The 18,711-nt window shown below is 39.3% G+C and carries 18 protein-coding genes (1 of these 18 cut by a window edge); 11 read left to right on the top strand and 7 right to left on the bottom strand.

Annotation, left to right across the window (positions count from 1 at the left end):
* Window positions 1-11 precede the first annotated feature (11 nt).
* The 5 genes from A994_RS13550 (at window position 12) to A994_RS10000 (ending at window position 3,643) form a co-directional block, all read left to right on the top strand.
* Window positions 12-866: a vWA domain-containing protein gene (locus A994_RS13550; protein ID WP_004031441.1), complete on the top strand. Its 855-nt coding sequence runs from the start codon at window positions 12-14 to the stop codon at window positions 864-866.
* A 241-nt stretch (window positions 867-1,107) separates the two neighbouring features.
* A complete protein-coding gene (locus A994_RS10015; protein ID WP_004031439.1) occupies window positions 1,108-1,623 on the top strand; it encodes a DUF367 family protein in 516 nt (171 codons plus the stop codon).
* A gap of 3 nt (window positions 1,624-1,626) precedes the next feature.
* Entirely contained in the window at window positions 1,627-1,773 is a 147-nt protein-coding gene (locus tag A994_RS10010) for a 50S ribosomal protein L40e (RefSeq protein ID WP_004031438.1), read from the top strand.
* A gap of 195 nt (window positions 1,774-1,968) precedes the next feature.
* The gene (locus A994_RS10005; RefSeq protein ID WP_004031436.1) at window positions 1,969-2,706 is read left to right on the top strand and encodes a phosphoglycerol geranylgeranyltransferase; all 738 of its coding nucleotides are present in this window, start codon (window positions 1,969-1,971) and stop codon (window positions 2,704-2,706) included.
* A gap of 241 nt (window positions 2,707-2,947) precedes the next feature.
* Complete coding sequence (locus A994_RS10000; protein WP_004031434.1) at window positions 2,948-3,643, top strand: DUF169 domain-containing protein; 696 nt, start codon at window positions 2,948-2,950, stop codon at window positions 3,641-3,643.
* Between the two features lie 250 nt (window positions 3,644-3,893).
* Here A994_RS10000 and A994_RS09995 read toward each other — a convergent pair whose 3' ends face one another.
* The 3 genes from A994_RS09995 to A994_RS09985 all read right to left on the bottom strand — a co-directional run bounded on the left by A994_RS09995 (window position 3,894) and on the right by A994_RS09985 (window position 7,179).
* On the bottom strand, window positions 3,894-4,562 hold the full coding sequence (locus A994_RS09995; protein ID WP_004031432.1) for a nucleotidyltransferase family protein: 669 nt from the start codon (window positions 4,560-4,562) through the stop codon (window positions 3,894-3,896).
* 119 nt (window positions 4,563-4,681) lie between these two features.
* Complete coding sequence (locus tag A994_RS09990; protein WP_004031431.1) at window positions 4,682-5,872, bottom strand: hypothetical protein; 1,191 nt, start codon at window positions 5,870-5,872, stop codon at window positions 4,682-4,684.
* Window positions 5,873-5,943: 71 nt separating this feature from the next.
* Window positions 5,944-7,179, bottom strand: coding sequence for a Mur ligase family protein (locus tag A994_RS09985; protein WP_237739728.1), 1,236 nt, complete (start codon window positions 7,177-7,179; stop codon window positions 5,944-5,946).
* Window positions 7,180-7,663: 484 nt separating this feature from the next.
* Between A994_RS09985 and hypD the strand changes: the two genes are divergently transcribed.
* From hypD to A994_RS09965, 4 genes are all read left to right on the top strand, one after another.
* The gene (gene hypD / locus A994_RS09980; RefSeq protein ID WP_081580338.1) at window positions 7,664-8,770 is read left to right on the top strand and encodes a hydrogenase formation protein HypD; all 1,107 of its coding nucleotides are present in this window, start codon (window positions 7,664-7,666) and stop codon (window positions 8,768-8,770) included.
* A 77-nt stretch (window positions 8,771-8,847) separates the two neighbouring features.
* Window positions 8,848-9,513: a phosphoglycolate phosphatase gene (locus tag A994_RS09975; RefSeq protein ID WP_004031427.1), complete on the top strand. Its 666-nt coding sequence runs from the start codon at window positions 8,848-8,850 to the stop codon at window positions 9,511-9,513.
* A complete protein-coding gene (locus A994_RS09970; RefSeq protein WP_004031426.1) occupies window positions 9,510-10,820 on the top strand; it encodes a TldD/PmbA family protein in 1,311 nt (436 codons plus the stop codon). The genes A994_RS09975 and A994_RS09970 overlap by 4 nt, the downstream gene beginning before the upstream one ends.
* Window positions 10,821-10,914: 94 nt before the next feature.
* Entirely contained in the window at window positions 10,915-11,151 is a 237-nt protein-coding gene (locus A994_RS09965) for a hypothetical protein (protein WP_004031425.1), read from the top strand.
* 211 nt (window positions 11,152-11,362) lie between these two features.
* On the opposite strand, the gene A994_RS09960 is transcribed toward A994_RS09965, so the two are convergent.
* Entirely contained in the window at window positions 11,363-12,106 is a 744-nt protein-coding gene (locus A994_RS09960) for an alpha/beta hydrolase (RefSeq protein ID WP_004031424.1), read from the bottom strand.
* Window positions 12,107-12,241: 135 nt separating this feature from the next.
* Entirely contained in the window at window positions 12,242-13,063 is an 822-nt protein-coding gene (gene heR, locus A994_RS09955; protein ID WP_004031422.1) for a heliorhodopsin HeR, read from the bottom strand.
* Between the two features lie 313 nt (window positions 13,064-13,376).
* Between heR and A994_RS09950 the strand changes: the two genes are divergently transcribed.
* Window positions 13,377-14,084, top strand: coding sequence for a zinc ribbon domain-containing protein (locus A994_RS09950; protein WP_004031421.1), 708 nt, complete (start codon window positions 13,377-13,379; stop codon window positions 14,082-14,084).
* Between the two features lie 191 nt (window positions 14,085-14,275).
* Entirely contained in the window at window positions 14,276-14,806 is a 531-nt protein-coding gene (locus tag A994_RS09945) for an NTPase (RefSeq protein ID WP_004031419.1), read from the top strand.
* A 177-nt stretch (window positions 14,807-14,983) separates the two neighbouring features.
* On the opposite strand, the gene A994_RS09940 is transcribed toward A994_RS09945, so the two are convergent.
* Together A994_RS09940 and alaS are read right to left on the bottom strand one after the other, a co-directional pair.
* A complete protein-coding gene (locus tag A994_RS09940; protein ID WP_004031417.1) occupies window positions 14,984-16,240 on the bottom strand; it encodes a methanogenesis marker 16 metalloprotein in 1,257 nt (418 codons plus the stop codon).
* 133 nt (window positions 16,241-16,373) lie between these two features.
* On the bottom strand, window positions 16,374-18,711 hold the 3' portion of the coding sequence (gene alaS / locus A994_RS09935; RefSeq protein ID WP_048204203.1) for an alanine--tRNA ligase. 398 nt of this gene lie beyond the right edge of the window; the window shows 2,338 of its 2,736 coding nt (coding positions 399-2,736); its start codon lies off the right edge, out of view; the stop codon is at window positions 16,374-16,376.

Genomic DNA, 18,711 nt, shown 5'->3' with positions numbered 1-18,711 from the left:
AAAAGAGGGGAATGAAACTTAAAACACTTAAAAAGGATGAACAGGCTGTTGAATCCCAGGAAGAAGAGGTTGACGTGAAAAAACTCCTTAAAATTAAGGGGAAAAAGAAAAAACGTCTTTACGGTAAGCGAATTGATTCAAAAACTCAAAAAGGTCGTTATATTAAAAGTAAACTTCCCAAGGACCCTTCAGGGGATATTGCAATTGACGCAACTTTAAGGGCAGCAGCTCTGGGTTCTCATGGTGAAATTAATGTTAAAAGTGAAGATTTGCGTCATAAAATCCGTAAACATGGTGCTAAAGCATCTATTGTTATGGTGGTGGACATCAGTGGGTCCATGTTCTCTGATCGCAAAGCAAACCGGTTGAAGGGAATTTTAAACACTGTTATTGAGGATGCACATCGCCATCAGGACAGGATAAGTGTTATTGGATTTAAGGGACAGGAAGCAGAGATAATTATTCCAACTACCAGCAGAGCTACATCCTTCCGTGAGCAGGTGGACAACATCCAGGTGGGAGGAACAACTCCACTGGCGGCAGGGATGAAAAAAGGTCTGGAAATTCTTAAAAAGGAGAAATTAAAAGAAGAATTTGTACCACTACTCATTGTACTTTCGGATGGTATGCCTAATATTGGCCTGGAAGAGGGGCCCTTGAAAGATGCCCTTAAAATTGCTGAGGAAATAAAAGAAAAGGAAATACACACACTGGTAATTAACTTTGAGCAATCAGTGCGTTATGGTCATGAAATAAATATGGAACTGGCCCTGGCTGCAGGGGGACGTTACTATGATCTGGAAGAGCTGAAAAATCCAGGCATGGTTATGGCACGAATACTGGACAATGAACGAGAAAACATCTAATATATGATAAAATTAATTTATGGAATTATATTTATATTAATGGATTTGTAATGGAGATAATGGATTTTTATATAATAACATTTTATTTTGAAATTTTTCTAAAAAGACTAAATACCATAAATTCAAATAGATAATTTAAGGTTATTATTGTGGAGTGTTAACTTAAATTGGCTGATAAGAAATTATAATAACCCCAAAAAATTCAATTGAATAACAATTAAAATCTTTAAATTTTGATTCTATGCCTCATAAAGTAGTTATATACCACGCAGAACAGTGCGATCCAAAAAAATGCACCACTCGTAAACTGGCCAAGTTGAATCAGATCCAGATGGTCAGCCGTCTTAACCAGATACCACGAGGGGCTTTAGTATTGGATCCCTTTTCAACAAAGTCAGTGTCACCAGAAGACCATGAGTTAGTTGTTAAAAAAGGTATTGTAGGGCTTGATTGCTCATGGAAGCGGATTGACAAGTCATCGGCCATGTTCAGGGGCACTTCGACCCACCGTTCCCTTCCTTTCCTGGTGGCGGCCAATCCCACCAACTATGGTAAACCATGTATACTGTCCACTGCTGAGGCTGTGGCAGCAACCTTATATATAGTGGGGCTTAAAGATAATGCTATTCAGATTATGTCCCACTTCAAGTGGGGACCTCATTTTCTGGAGCTTAATCATGAGCTCTTAGAGGCTTATTCCCAGGCTCGTAGTAGCAGGGAAGTTGTAGATATTCAGAATGAATTCATAGGAGGCTAAATAATGGCTAGATTCGAAGAAGCAGAAAACAGAATATTCAAGATCAAGATTTGTCTCAAATGTAACGCTCGAAACCCACCAACAGCCAAGACCTGTCGTAAGTGTGGATACAAGGGCTTGAGATTCAAAGCCAAAGAACCAAGAGGATAATACTCCTCTCCCCTTATTCTGTGGAGATTTTTTTCTTCTCGGAATTGGGGTAAAAATCCATTTTTTTATTTATTTTATTCATTCATGGAGTGTTTAGCCACACGTAATCAATAACTGTGTTTAAATACATTTTCAAAATGATTGAGATATTCATGGTTTTTTACACATTTAATACTAATTTAGGGTGTGATCTTGATGAAAGTTGAAGAATATTTAAGAGAATCCCTGAAGAAGGGGAAGGTTCACCTAACCCTTCTTGATCCAGAGGAACAGGACCCTGAAAAGGCCCTGGAAATTGCTACAGAAGCGGTTGCTGGGGGTACTGATGGTATTATGCTGGGTGGATCCACCACCGACTCCCAGGATCTGGACGCAACTGCAAAAATACTCCAGGAAAACCTGGAAGTTCCCATCATCCTGTTCCCAGGTAACACCACCGGGGTGAGCACTTATGCTGATGCCATATTTTTCATGAGCTTACTCAATTCAACCAATCCTTACTGGATTATTGGTGCACAGGCACTGGGCTCTCCAAAAATTAAAAAGATTGGAATCGAAACCATCCCCATGGGATACGTGATTGTCCAACCGGGTGGAACTGCAGGATGGGTGGGAGATGCTAAATTAATCCCCCGTAACAAACCAGATATTGCCACAGCTTATGCCATGGCTGCAGAGTTTTTGGGAATGAGATTATTCTATCTGGAAGCAGGTTCCGGGGCAGAACAGATAATTCCTGATGAAATGATTCAGAAGGTTAAAATGTTCACCAACCACATGGTACTGGTTGGTGGAGGTATACGAACTGGTGAAGATGCAAAAAAAGTAGCTCAAGCTGGTGCAGATATCATAGTAACCGGGACCGTGGTGGAGAATACTTCCAACATCAAAGAAAAGATTTCTGAGATTGTAGAAGGAATAAAAACTATTTAACTTTCATTATTCTTAGTTTTTTATTCTAATTCCCCACATTTCATTATTTATTCTTATTTTCTGTTTTTAATTAGTTATTCCTATCTTAATTTTATCAGGTTGGTATCTAAACAAATTAATTCTTGTTATAATCTGGACAATTAATTCTTGTTATAATCTGGACAATTAATTCATGGTTAGAATTTTATATAGAAAAAATTTTTAGTTGGCACCTTCAAATCTATGTTTGAGGTGAACTATTATGAGTGAACAAGATACGTGTGGTTGCGAATCAGGGGAATATTATTTAATATCACAGAAATTAATTGAGAATCTGGGCCTTAAAAGATCTCCAGTTGCCATTAAATTCATTTTAGATGAGAAAGACATTCCCGAAGGTATACCTAAATCAGATGAAAATATGAGGCACTGTGAATTTGTTTTTAAGGCCAGTAGTGGGGATATTTTTTATGCAACATCTAACGAGCAGCAGTGTAAAGGTGGAGCAGCAGCACTGGGACTTATGGAAGCTCCTGAGAAAATAAAGACCGGTGAATTTTACTATGGGCTGGGTCGTTTTTCCAGTGTTGGTGCTGCCAGAAAAACCATGGAAGACATACCCAAGATTGACCCCATAATGTACGCCCTGGCTTATGCTCCATTGGAGAAAGCTAACTTCGATCCAGATGTTATTGTAGTTATAGGAAACCCTGCTCAGGCAATGAAACTCTCACAAGCTCTTGTATACACCATGGGTGGTAGAGTGGAAGCGGACTTTGCAGGCATACAATCCATATGTGCTGACTCTGTTGCGGGTCCATTCCTACGTCGCAGACCCAACATCACCCTGGGGTGCAGCGGCTCTCGCCAGTATTCCGATATAAAAGAAGATGAGGTTGTAATTGGTCTTACTGGAGAAAACATTGGCTGTGTGGTTAATGCTCTGGAAAAGATTTAACAAATATTGATTTTTTACTAAGAATATTTTAATAGGGAAAGATTCGATAACACGGAAAAACTCCGTATGTGAACATAACAACTCCACAAATGGAGCTTAAAACATTTTCCCTATTATTTCTAGTTTTATTATGGATTCTAGTTTTTTTAAAGGTTTTTATTCAAAATAAATTAAAATAAATTGTTTAATAATACACTTATTCCATAAAATAATCATTTAATAAAATGATTCTAAGGTATTGAACGTTTAACTACTCATTAATTCTATCCCGAACTAAAATATAATCATCATATCTATTTATATTGACCAGTTCCAGTTCATTTTCTTCAGGCACAGCATATAATGCCACTCCATCTGCTACCATTCTCCGCAGGATAGGATTCAGGTTATCATCTTCACCCTTAAGGTAACGTTTTAATAATGAGGAGTGACAGGCAAAAGGCATTCCCAAACCCTTAGCACTATCCAAATAACCTGTTTTCCCACGAGCCAGGATGGAAATCGTATTCTCAGGTTCCGAGCTGTTTAAAAGTTGATTGATGAGATTTTCCATAGTTTTTTGGGTTACTGTGGGCTGGTCCCCTGCCAGACACAAACAGTAATCGTATCTGGAGTTAACCACTCCATTTAGAACTGTCTGGGATAATTCCACATTCACGTCCAAGTTTTCAATGATACGCAGTCGTGAATCGTGTATTTCATTCAATGTAGGATACAATTCATCCATGAAATGACCTAAAACAACGATACATTCATCTGCCCCTGTTTGTAAGGCCTTTTTAACTGTGAAACTTATTAAAGCTTCATCTTTGATCTCAAGAAGTAATTTATGCTTTATCTCCATTCCCCTACTTTGAAGGTCCTCCCTCATTCGTCTGTTTTTGCCGGCTGCAGTTATAATGCATGATACTCCTTTCATGGAAAGTCTCCTGTACTCAATGTGAAATAAAGGTTAAAAAGGAATAAACTAGGTTAAATTAACCCTACCCAAACTGAGTTTAATCTAATTGGGTTTAACTAATCTAATTGGGTTTAAATTTAACCAAGTTTAACTATTCTGGTGTAAATAACAGTACTGGAATCACTTCCTTCTGTCCACATTAAAATCTTTATAGGATAATTCTGGCTGTTATAAATTTTAATTCCTTCGGTGGGGCTGACACCATATGGAACTGACAGTTCACCCCAGGCCATACCACTGGGTAATCCGAGGCCCAGTGATGTAACTGCGCCACGTAGTGATCTGCCTGCGGGACAGACTCCGTGGGTTGCATACCCTCCAGTACTGGTGGCGTTTGGATCAGCGATTGGCTGGTAGCCTATATTGAGTTTTCCACTGGATGAAGTTTTTGGAGGTATTATTGTACCGTTCCATCCTGTTGCGAATTGCTTGGCATTGTAAGAACGGGCAGCATCACCATACTCAGGGTAAGATCCTAGCGATTCGGAGTAACTGGCAACTGTAGTTTCACTTTGAGAACCACTATATGCCATTATTGGGGAACCAGATGGATAATTTTCCATGTAATCCACTACACTCTGTCCGAAGAATTTCTTTATATTATCCGGTGTGATTGGGTTACGTCCATCGTTGAACCCATTCAGGGAATAATCCATGATAATATAGTCCCCTGTATCTGCGTTGCTATACCATTTCTTGGTGGTGCTAACACTAACATAATCATGGGGAACAGTATTATTGTTTATATCTGATTCTGAGATTACATTCACTACTTTACCGTTTTTTCCACCTGTTCTGATTTCTAAACCATTTGAAGTCTTGATTCCCACGGTATAAGTGGTTTTATAACCCCATACAAATGTTTGTGGCGCAGTAACCACCAGTTGCTGGCCCTGAACACTTAAAAAACCAGGACCTTCAAATCCCTGGGCTATTCCCTGGGGTGATATGTTGGCACCAATAAATTCAGAAACAGGTGTTTCTATTGATCCAGTTAAGAGTCCAGTTATGGCTTGTAAATAGTTCCCGGTCTGGAATAGTTCATTTAAATAATCTGGGTGATATAAAAAGGCCACTTTCCTGATTTTAGAATCATCAACTACATCCATACCCGTGGTAACTGTGTCTCCAATGGATATTGAAGTGATTTCTTGTGGCTTTTGTGGAGGAACATAACCTTCAATGGTATTGCCAACATAAGAAATACCAATTATCAATATTATCAGAGCACCAAAGGCCAGTATAGGATTCAATAAAGATCTGCGCATTTTTTAATCCTCCAGTAATGGGATCATCACTGTGATATTAATTATCATTATCATTACGATATAATTTAATTCTATTTTGCTGAAAGGGCTTCCTTCAGACTTTCAGTTATTTCTATAATCTTTCGTTGTCCATTACCGCCGATGAATATGTTATTGTATTTTTCGGAGCAGTTAATTGCGAATTGAACCACATCATCCACATTACTTAAATTATGGATTCTTCCGGGGTATTTTTCTTCCATCAGCACCTTACGAGCATCGTCGAGGGTGTCATCCAGTCCTGGGAAAATAGCAATGATCTTTGAATTGGTCTTTGAAGCTTCTCTGAAAATTTCTAAACGACATACTTCGCCTTTACGTGGTGTTCCAAGGATTATAACTGGAAAGTCTGCTTCATTAAGTACAGCTGCTGTAGCATCGGCGTTATCAGTTTTACCCACCACTATCCTGGAATGGGGGAGATCGATAATGGTAGCCCGTCCTGGCAAAACACTGAACTTTTTAAGAGCAGTTGTAATGGTTTCATCAGGAACTCCCACTATTTCGGCAGTTTTGGATGCTGCACCTGCATTTTCTCGATTGAAATCACCGAATAAGTTTAATTCATATGGAATTTTGGTGAAAAAATGAGTTTCAGATGCTTTCTCACTTAAAGGTCCTAAACTTCCTGTGGTCCTGTTTAAAACAACTTTCTTGTCTTTCACGAAATTTCCCAGGGTTTTTAGGTAGTTTTCAATTGACTGGTGAAATTCAAGATGATCTCTACCAACATTTGTCACTACAATCAGGTCAAAGTCAAAATTATAACTGCAAAAGTCCAGAGTCATATCGCAGACTTCTACCAGAAGAATATCATAATTACCTGATGCAGCTTCTAAAATAACTTCAGTATAACCCTTAAAACCTCCCCCTGCATTTCCACCAATGAGTACTTTCATACCCGCCTTTTTCAGTATACTGGCAATCATCATAGTGGTGGTTGTTTTACCATTGGTGCCAGTAACTCCTATGGTAAATAATGAGCGATGAGAAGTAATAATATCTGATAAAAGTTTTTTATCAGACTTTAATTTTTGAAAAATAGGGTTATTCCATAATCCTGGGCTTAAAACAACTGTGTCTGCTCTTTCTATTTTTGAAAAATCATGAAATCCCAGATCTACTTCCAAAGATTTATTGGAGTTTAATTCAACATCGCGGTTAATATCAGAAGCATAAACTTCATAATCATGATTAAGGAGAGATTCAACGGCATTAACACCTTCTACGCCCAGCCCAACCACAGCAGCATTCATTTTAACGACCATTACCTAATTTTCTAAAAGGGCATCATTTATTGTATGCCTAAGAATAAGTTGACACTTTACATATATAACTATAACTCTAGTACTCCCCATACCTTTTGAATATTTATTTCAATGGAGTAAAAGGTTATTTAAGGTCAGATATTAATTTTTATTGGAATGATAGTTCATTTAAATCTTTAATTTTAGAAAATAAACCATTAAACCCGATAAGAATGGGATGTTGTCGCTAGATGTGTAGTATTCCCACTCTATAATTTGTAACTCCTGATCACATACTAAAATTTTAATTGTAATACTTCCCATAACCATATAACAATATTTAGACTATATTTCAAACTAGACTACATTTCAACAGACTATAATTTAAAACAGCATAACTGGGAAACAATTGAATGATAAAAAATAGTCAGTAAGATATCTTATAATCCATTAAGATATCTTATTAAATTCATTAACATAAAAATCATTAACCAAATTTTAATGGATGTATACACAAACTCGTAAAAGGTCAGTATCAGAGTATTTAGGTGTCAACATGAGCTCAATGAAAGATCTCTCCAAGGAAATTGTAAAACGCATTGAAAACATTGCCCAACCAGTAAAGATAATGCACGTCTGTGGATCACACGAACATACCATAATGCAGCACGGTATAAGAACCCTGTTACCTCCAGAGGTGGAAGTGGTAGCCGGACCCGGATGTCCAGTTTGCTGTGTACCAGCACGTGAAGTGGAAGAATGTCTCCAACTGGCTAAACAGGGAGTAACCATAGCCACCTTCGGGGACATGTTACGGGTCCCGGGTGGATCGGGATCCCTGGCCGATGCAAAAGCAGAAGGAGCAGATGTAAGGATAGTGTATGGGGTAAATAACGCAGTGGAATTAGCTCAAAAAATTGATAATGAAGTGGTTTTTATGGCTGCAGGATTTGAAACCACAGCCCCCACCACCGCTGCAGAAATAGTTGCAGGTCCACCAGAAAACTTCTCAGTCCTCTCCTGTCACCGAATGATACCTCCAGCACTCAAATTTTTAATAGAATCCGGTGAAGTGAATCTCAATGCCCTTATAGAGCCGGGGCATGTTTCAACCATCATCGGAAATCGCCCCTATGATATTTTTTCAGAGAAATATGGAATACCTCAGGTCGTAACGGGTTTCAATCCGATGGATGTTTTAATAGCAGTTTACTTAATTTTAAAACAGCTTCATGAAGGTAAGGCCATGGTTCAGAACGAATATAAACGAGCAGTCCGGGAAGAAGGAAATTTAAAAGCTCAAAAACTTCTTGAAGATGTTTTTTACATAACCACCAAGGAATGGAGGGGTTTCCCACCTATACCTGATTCAGTTATGGAAATAAAAGATGAATTCAGTGATTCAAATGCCAGGGAGAAGTTCGACATTGAAGTAGGTAATATCCCTGAAGTGGTCAGTGGTTGTATCTGTGGAGCCATACTCCGAGGAATGGCCCGTCCTGAAGACTGTAAACTTTTCAGGAAGGAATGTAACCCTACTAACCCTATTGGGGCATGTATGGTTAGTAAGGAAGGAACCTGTAATATAGCCCATAGATACGGTTCATTTTAAAATCCAATGGCACTTTATAACAATTAAATGACAATCTGAAAATCAAAGGACAATTGGGAAAGATCTGGTGAAGTAACTTGATCAAAGCAGTAGCAGTAGATGTTGATGGAACCATAACCGATGGTAAGAGAAGATTATGCTGCAGTGCCATTGAATCAATCCGTGCAGCAGAAGAACTTGGCATACCAGTTATCATAGTTACAGGTAACATTCTCCCGGTCACCAAGACTCTTTCTATATTTATAGGGACTTCCGGTGGTCTGGTGGCTGAAAATGGGGGAGTTATAGAATCATCCCGGGGTAGAATGGTACTTGGAGATATTCAAAAGTGTCAAGAGGCTTATGAATTTTTAAAAACCAAACAACCCATCGAAAAAGTGGATTTTTCAGATCAGAGGGTTTCAGAAATTGCATTTTACAGAACCCTTCCCGTGAATTTGATTAAAGATACTCTGAAGGATTTTGATGTGAAAATTTACGATACCAAGTTTGCACTGCACATCACCGATCCTGCAGTGGACAAGGGTACCTCACTGGTTCGTGTGGCTGGGGATATGGGTATTCTGCCAGAAGAAATATTGGCAGTGGGAGACAGTGAAAATGATCTGGAATTTTTAAAAGTTGCCGGGTTAAAGGTAGCAGTGGCCAATGCAGCCCCTGAACTTAAAGCAAGTGCAGATTATGTGACTCAAAAACCATATGGGGATGGAGTTAAAGAAGCGTTAGAGAGGTTTGTATTATGATAAACGATTTAGCTAACCAAGCGTTGGATTATGCCATTAAGGGTGCTGATCAGGCAGAGATATATGTTGATATTACAGAGAGTGTGGATGCCACCATTCAGAATGACCAGGTGGACTTTGCCAAGGAATCATACTCGCTGGGTATGGGTATCCGGGTCATCTGTGATGGTAAAATGGGTTTTGCATATACCACACAGACTGAAAAAATAACCGAAACAGTGGCCAAGGCAATTTCCAATGCCCAAGCCAATTTGGTTGATGAAAACTTTGCATTCGCATCTAAATCAGATTACCCCACAATTAATGGTGTTTTTGATAAAAGAATCAACAATCTGGAACTGGAAGACACCATTGAATTAGGAAAATCCATGATAGCCACAGTTCTGGAGAATTCTTGCCAGCCAACCTCAGGTGGTGTCTCAGCAGACTGCTCTAAAACACTGATCATCAACTCAGAAGGTGTAAGTTGTGAAGATATCTCCACCTACTTCTCAGGATTTATAGCAGTGAATGTCGCTGATGGTGAAGGTGTTTCCACGGCCAGTGAATCAGATTCATCCCGAAATCTGGACATAGATCCAGAAAAGATTGCCAATAGAGCCTGTGAAATTGCTTTAAATTCAAGGGGTGGTAGGACAATTGAAACCGGTGACATGAATGTTTTAATGGATCATCATGCCACCGCAAGTTTACTTTCCACTTTTTCCCAGGCCATCAATGGGGATAACGTTCAAAGAGGCCGGTCAATCTATGCTGATAAAATAGATAACGAGGTTTCATCACCTTCCCTGAGCATCTACGATGATGGGACAATCAAAGGGGGCCTTTACTCTTCTCATGGTGATGGTGAGGGAACACCCAGTCAGAAAACAACCATAATAGAGAATGGAGTTCTCAAGAACTTTTTATACGATATTCAAACAGCTAACAAGGGGAATGTGGTAAGTACTGGTAATGGAATGCGTGCTTCATTCAATGACATGCCTGCGGTGAGTTTATCAAACCTCATCCTGGATTATAAAGATTTTGAAGAACTTTCAGAAATCAAAGAGGGTCTTTTAGTAAACGATGTTCTGGGGGCACACACAGCCAACCCCATATCTGGAGATTTCTCTGTGGAAGGGATGAACGCTTTTAAAATTGAGAAAGGAGAAATCGCTTATCCTGTTAAGAATGCAATGTTATCAGGTAATATATTCTCCATACTGAAAGACTCAAAGGCCGCTTCCGAAAAAACCCGCCAACTCGGGCCTTTTATCGTACCTCCTATAAATGTGTCCAGTTTGCGTGTTGTGGGCAGTAAATGATAGAAGTTAGTTAGGGAAGTTAGTTAGGAAGTTTACCTATGAAGCTTTAACATATAAGTTATCAATATGGGTTAAATTAGGTTAGGGGATTTTAATGGAAAAAACTGAAGAAAATAAACCGGTTTCAGCTGATGAAATATTCAATGATATTAAAGGGGATTACCCTGATGTGGAAAGGGTGGTTATGGAAGACGAGGAGAAAACAGTTTTCTGTATTTATGCTTCAGATGACGTTCTCTGGAAAATATTTGAAGATTGGATGGAACTGGTAGCAAGTATCGAGTTTAACGCCGGAACTAATGAAGAACATTATTTAAAGGTAATACCTTAATTTCATTTTCATTCCATTTTTAGTTATTTAGTTCCTTAGTTCATTATTAATCCTTTTTTGTCCTTTTAGTCCTTTTAGTCCTTACTTCTTTTTACCTTTTTACTTCATTCTAGTTTATTTTATTTTATTTTCTAATTATGTCCTTCAATTTCCCTTTATTTTCTATTTTAAAAACATTAAAAATCAATTCAAAGGGGTTTGAGGTCAGACTTCAAATGGTTTTAAGAAATTCCAGTATGGCATTTACAGTTTGATTCTGCTGCTGTTCACGGGTAATGGTACTGTTGTTATCCCCGGATTGAATACCATAATCTCCAAAGTTGAAGTGATTGCCACCAGGAATGGTGATGAAGGTGGTGTTTTTAGGGAATTTATCGAGATTACTGGAGATGTCCTCTGCTTTGGTCAAGTTATCCAGTGAGCCCCTAATTGAAAGTGCCTTAAATGTGGCATTTGAAGCATTGGTTGAAGGGTAACTGGCTAGATATACTACTCCTTTTATTTTATCCTGGTGGTTTACAGCATAATCCGATGCAAAAACACCACCCAGGGAATGACCACCAATTACCCATGAACTTATCTCGGGATGATTTTTTATAACATCATCGGCACGGTTAACACCAAAAAATGCCAGGTTAAATGGCATTTTCACAATTATGGTAGTATAACCATTTGCAGCCAGCTGGGATGCTATTACCGAGTATGATTCTGGCTGTACCTTAGCTCCGGGATAAAAGATTATTCCAGTTGTACTCAAATTAGCAGTAGGGGTGAATGTCACTGAATCGGCAGTGTTTAACACAGTGTAAGATTCGGTTGAGTTAAGTGCAGCTAGGGCTCTAGTATCCGCATGATAATAATCAGAAACGTAATAAGCAAAATAAGCCGCACCAATCAGGATTATGGCTAAAATTATTATCAGGAGTAGTTTCTTTTTTGATTTTAGAATTTCCATACAAAGCCCATCCATTTATTTAGTCTTGTATAAAAATATTTGATTTTGAACCCTCTCTTGATTTCCAATCTTCTCTTGATTTCAACTCTCTCTAGAAACGGGTACCAAAGTGTTATAACATCTTTTTACTCTTTTTTAGGGTGCGAATATACCAATAAATGCCAACCAGGCCAGGGCAGTTTTGGCAATCAGGCTGAGAATGATATAAACCCTTTCACCGTAGAGATAGTCCTTCCATTTCCCCACACCCTTGTACTGCAAGACCATGTTAATTGAGAATGTGTTGAACATGATGAAGTAGATTAACAGGATGGCATAGACAAATGTGGGTGGATTAGTTTCGGTTGAACCCAGTGCAGCAATGAAATATGCAGCCAACACTACCCAGGGTGTAAATCCTGCTAGAGCTCCTATTAGATATGCGGACCAGTCAGTTGCTTTGGTGTAAAAGTTGATCTTTTCCATTAAAAAGCCGCACATGATCATCACGGCATTCAGGACGAAGATCATTACCAGTGACCATAGATCCCATACTCCCACGAAGGTGGCGATTATTACCAGCATGATAGAGCTGGAGAAAAAGTATTCATACCACCGGTAGGGGTTCATTCCCTTTTTCAGGTTTTCATTGTAATTTTTAGTCTTTACAAAGGCAATTGTAAAGTGGGCAATGGCTGAAATTAACAAAAACGAAGCAAGTATCACTCCTAAATAACCAACTGTGAATGCAACAGTTGGATCCGGTGCAATCTGAAAAGCCGGAGGTGAAAGTGATATTATTTTAAATTTAAGATAAAAAGTGTAGATATTCTGGGTCCAGGTCAACCACAAACCTAAAGCGATCATGATCAACCCCTGTATAAGGTGCAATGAACCTGCTCCTATGTTGAGTTTTCTCAACCCCTCAAAGGTTATTGGTGACTGGGCAATAATCTCTCTTCTCTTGTCATTATCCATTAAGATCCCCCCTTTGTAATTATAATATTTGTTGGTTAATCTTATTAAATGGTTTGTGGCATGGAAGTTTTTTAAAAAGAATAACCAGATACACATCTACAAGAATACATTATCTTAAATTCTTTAATTGAACAATTTTTCCTATTCTCTTCTTTTTATTTCCACTGGAAAAGGATTTATGTATGTTTAGCTAAAATAATAATCACAAATCCTATGAAATTGAATATAATGGTTTATATTTGTACAATAAAACCCAATTGAAAATCGCAATTCAACACTTCAACATATTTGGAATATTTAAACGAGGTTAAGGATGATATGTGAAAATTGTGGTGCTCGAATAGGGAAGGGGAAGAGTTACTGTCCTAACTGTGGTAAGGAAGTATATAATTCTGGGAATAAACCTCTGAAAAATAAGTATCTAAGGGGAGAATACCTGCAAAACGATGAAAGCTCAGCAGAACCATATTACTTGGAAGAAGAAAACCTTTCATCGGACACAAATCAAAAAGAACCATATCAAAATTGGGATGATTATAATAAAGATCCCTATGAAGATTATACTCAAACTAAGGATGATAATGAAATAAATAATCAAGATACTGGTTATAGTCATGACTATGATAAAAAAGGTAGTTATGATCAGTATAAAGATGAATCTCACCATCAAGATTATGATGATAATAAAAGGTATAGTGGGGGTCGTGATCCAGAAAGGGGTCACAATAAATACGATAAAAGATATGATAAAAAGAAGAGTTATAATAAATATGATGGGGATAGGGGTTATGATAAGGGATATAATAAAAGTAAAGGTTATAAACGGAATTATAATCAGGAAAATTACCATAAAAAGGGTAAGCCAGTGAGAAGAGGATATGATCTGGATGCATATTATGGGACTGAGGAAAAAAAGAGTTCCATATGGAGAACTGTTATTCTATTTTTGATATTGGCTTTGCTTATGGGTCTGGTAATGGGATTCATTTTCTTTTCAACCAAAATCCAGAAGATTATATAACATTTTTATTCCTTTCCTATTTTTAGAAGAGATTGTCTCATTATGTTTTTTTTTAAAATGAAATTACAGAGTGAAATCAGAGAATAGGAAATTATATGGTGGGAATCGTAGAATAGGAAATAAGAAAATAGAATATGATAGAATAAGATAGGATAGAATAGTACTAAACCATAAACAATGGATTGTGGGTTATGAACATTTTAATAACTGGTCCGCCTGGTGTTGGTAAAACCACTCTATTAAACAAAATTAAAAAGAAAATTAAGGATATGGGCTATTCTACTGGGGGAATGTACTGTCCAGAAATAAGAGAAGGGGGTCGGCGAACTGGTTTTGAGATCATTGACATAGCTTCCAAACAGAAAGGGCTACTGGCAAGCACACATAACATCAAAGGTCCAAGTGTGGGTAAATATAGGGTTAATTTAGATGATATCAATCAAATTGGAGTTTTAGCCCTTCGAAATGCCCTTAAAACATCCGATTACATTTTCATTGATGAAATTGCTCCAATGGAACTTACCAGTAGTTCTTTTTCCCAAACAGTATGGGAAGTAATGGAAAGCAAGAAAATAGTCATTGCAATCATTCATCAGCGATCCAAGCACCCATTTATTTTAAAGGTAAAAAATAGGGAAGATGCAATGATTTTTGATATAAACTTAAAGAATAGGGATTCCTTAACTGATGAAATACTCCAAAATATAGCATCGATTGGATAATGATTTACTTGAATGATGATCTGGATAATTGAAAAATGATCCGAATACTCTGAAATGATCAAGACAATGATCTAGATACAAATTAGGATAATACGCATTAATTAAGGAATATCTGATGAGAATTATAAGACAGGGGAATAAAATAGGTAAAATAAGAGAAAAAGAGGATGGAATTAATTAAAGGTTGTTGTTCAGTAAAAATTCTCCTCTTTCAATCCTGTTTTTAAGTTCTCTGGCTAGTTCACGGGCTCGTTTAATATCGGACTGGCGGCAACTTACTTCTAACTCTTTTACCTTTCCTTCCCAGTCTATCTGGACCTGCCCCCGTTCCATCTGGAATGTTCCAAATGGGCAGGAATAGGCGCACATTCCACAACCAAAACATCGAACTGGATTTAAGGTTTGATTCTGGAATGCCCTGGTGGGGCATCTTTCCTCAACCATGCAGGTCTGGCAGTTTTGACATAATTCTTTTTCATAAGTTGGACGTTCATCAACATTCCTCCACACTTGGTAGGTGGTCTGGCTCAGGACACTGTGACGGCCCCTGATATCTGCAACTGGCAGACGAATGTCTTCATTTTTGATGAAGGTTTTCCTGAGAATTTCATCATCAAGGATGGGTATGGCGGTGGCCACACTGTTATAAACCTCTGGCCCGGCACCAGTACGGAAACCACCCAGGTAATGGGGATCCATATCCTTCATATCCGCAGTTATCATCATGTTCGGTTTTTCAGGACTGCTACGGGTCCCGGGGCCAATGAACAATCCTTCAGAGTTATTTATAAGCAAACGAGTTCCCTTCTGAATTGAATTGAGTTGGGGATCGTTCTGAAGTGGGTTGAGCTCACCACAACCCGAGAATGAAATCCCCTTAAAAGGCCCATCCATGTCCACTGCGTTAAATATGGATGAAACTGGTTGGGAAGTGGGATTTATAAATGCAGTATAATTTTTAAAGGCAAATCTAGTTCCAATCATTTGTGCGGTTCCAAAATCATCCAAAGTGGCAGATGATTTCAGGATATTTCCATCTATGTCTTCTACATCTATTTCAATTTCTTCGCCACGGAGAAGGTCCTTAAACAGGAATCCCCCACCATACTGTGGGTCGGTGATACTGTGGGAAGTTCCGTAAACCATGAGATCCACAGAACCCAACCATTCGTTGGGGCATGGTCCAGGAAATCCTGGAACACCATTTAATGTGATTTTCCTGGATTTCTTAAATGACCCGGGTTCTGCAACTGGTAAGTGGAATATGGCTGCAGTTCCGGACATGATACCACAGGTACCGGTGGTTACCACGTCAACGTCTTCCACTGTAGGTTCTTCACCATCCATAACCAGACGGGTTACTTCCTCGGCAGTGAGGATGGTGGCTTCACCATTTTTGATCTTCTGGTTTATATCGGGAATGCTTTTTTTCAATTAAATTCACCTGTAAAATTCCAGTAAAACACCTTAAAGTTGATTTGTTGAATTTTATAACGTTTAATAAATTCAACAACGTTTATGGATTCAATAACTTTTAATGGATTTAGCAACGTTTTAGTTCATTTCCTTAAAATCCATTAAGATTTTTCTGGGCCAGCCTATCCTTCACAGCAGTTCGTACAGATTCAATGGCTTCAGAAATTTTCTCTCCATTTTTTCCTGCTCCCTGGGCCAGGTTAGGTCTTCCACCACCGCCACCGCCCATAATAGCAGCAGCTTCCTTGATGATCTCATTGATTTTAATTCCCTTATCTATGGCCTTTTTGGATGCCGCACCGGCAATTTTCCCTTCCGAGTTACCCAGAACGACCAGATCCACTCCTCCATCATCGGTGAGCTGGGTGACCATTTTAACCAGTTCACCAATATCTGCATCCACTTTATCTGATAAAAAGGATAAGGAATTGATTTCTTCGGTCTGGTTAATTAGGGATTCTGTTTTAAGCTCAGCAACCTGCTTTTGCAAACGTTTAATATCATTCTTAAAGGCCTTCCATTCAGTGAAGAATCTTTCACTGGTCTTGGGAAGCTGATTTGCTTCTACTTTAAACACAGCAGCACTTTCATGAAGGAGTGCATCATTATTTTGCATTGATTCTACTGCTGCAACACCAGCAGAAAACTCCAGGCGTTCGACTCCATCCTGAATCCTTTCGGTCCTGTTGACTTTCACCAGCCCGATCTGTCCTGTATATTTGCAGTGTGTACCTGCACAGGCCTGCACATCCACACCAGGGATCTGAACTACCCTGATACTTGTTCCGGGTACCACTCCGCCCTGGTACAGTATAAATCCATATTTTTTCTCAGCATCGGTACGGTCCATCCACTGGGTCTCGAGGGGAATGTTATCCATCACCCACTGGTTGGCTATGAGTTCGATCTGGTGGAGTTCTTCTTCACTGATACGTTGGTAATGTGAAAGGTCTATTCTGGACTTTTTAACACCTTTTTGTGCTCCTGCCTGCCAGATGTGGTCTCCCAGAACTTTACGGGCTGCTGCCACCAGAAGGTGAGTTGCGGTGTGGTTACGGGCCAATGCAATTCTACGGTCCCAATCAATTTTTCCTTTAAGGGTTGACCCGGTGCGGTGTTTGAGTTTTTCCAGTTTATCCTCTTCCACCCGGTGTAAGACAATTCCATTCAGCTTTTCAGCATGCAGGACCCTGATTTTTTCTTCCCCTGTATCCAGGTAACCTGTATCAGATGGTTGTCCCCCTCCTTCGGGGTAGAATATGGTCTGATCCAGTATGATGTTGTTCTGGTACGTTCCCAGGTACCGGGCTGTGAATTCTGTTTGCTGTGGGTCATCGTAGAACATGAGACTGGTTTCCGGGAAGTCCAGTTCAACTGGTGCTTTTTCTTCCACAGCTTCCTCTGAGTGTTCGGCTGCCACCAAGGTGTAGAAGTTATCCGGTACATTCACTGCGAAGTCCAGTTCCCGGGCCACTTCTTCCACAGTTTCTGGAGGCAGTCCCTGGGAATCGTAGAGTTTAATTAGCATGTCCAGGGGCATTTCATCCTTCTTATCCTTTTTCAAGTATTTGATACTTTTTTTAACCATCTGATGTCCTTTTCGAATGGTTTTACTGTAACGTTTCTCTTCCAGTTCAATTACCCGTAAAATGTGCTCCTGGTGGTTGCGGATCTCAGGATAGGTCTGGGAGAGGAAGTTCAACTGGATGTTCATGATGTTTCCCAGTGATTCCCTAAGTCCTAATTTTTTTATGAAGCGTATTGTTCGGCGGAGGATTAAACGAGCTAAATAACCTTCCTTAACATTGGAGGGTATAACACCATCCGCCAGCATAAATGCCAGGCATCGGGTGTGATCAGCAATAACGTAAATAGCTTCCATTGGTTCGGTGGCTTCTTTCAACTCTTCCACGGTGATTCCCAATCTCTCTGCCACCCTGCTGCGCAGCACTTTCAAATCAGCAATGTCTTCAATGTCCATCATCCCTGCTACCTGGGCGTTTTCACCCAGGATATGATGGTTAAGCTCAACACTGGCCATTTCCTGAAGTTCTTTTATAACTGGTCCAAATGATGCATCATAGGCAGTGGGTGTACCCTGGCTTATCCAGGCAAACCTTTCCAGACCATAACCTGTATCCACTATCTTCAGGGGTATTTCTTCCTTTTCCCCTCCAGGTAAGGTGCGGTACTGTATGAAAACCAGGGTAGCCAGTTCCACTCCCCTCACGCAGACTTCATAGCAGGGTCCGGAGTTCCCTCCACCTTCCCACCATGATTCAATGAAGGTGATCTCTTCTCCTTTTATTCCCAGATGGGTTATGAAGTCATGGCAGTACTTTACAGTCTCATCTTTCCAGTAAATTTCATCTTCAGGAGAATTAAATGCATGGTGTGCTCCCATGGTGAAGCAGGTCATGTGTCTACCA

The organism is Methanobacterium formicicum DSM 3637, from assembly GCF_000302455.1.
GTDB lineage: Archaea > Methanobacteriota > Methanobacteria > Methanobacteriales > Methanobacteriaceae > Methanobacterium > Methanobacterium formicicum_A.
This window is presented reverse-complemented; position numbering and strand designations above follow the sequence as displayed.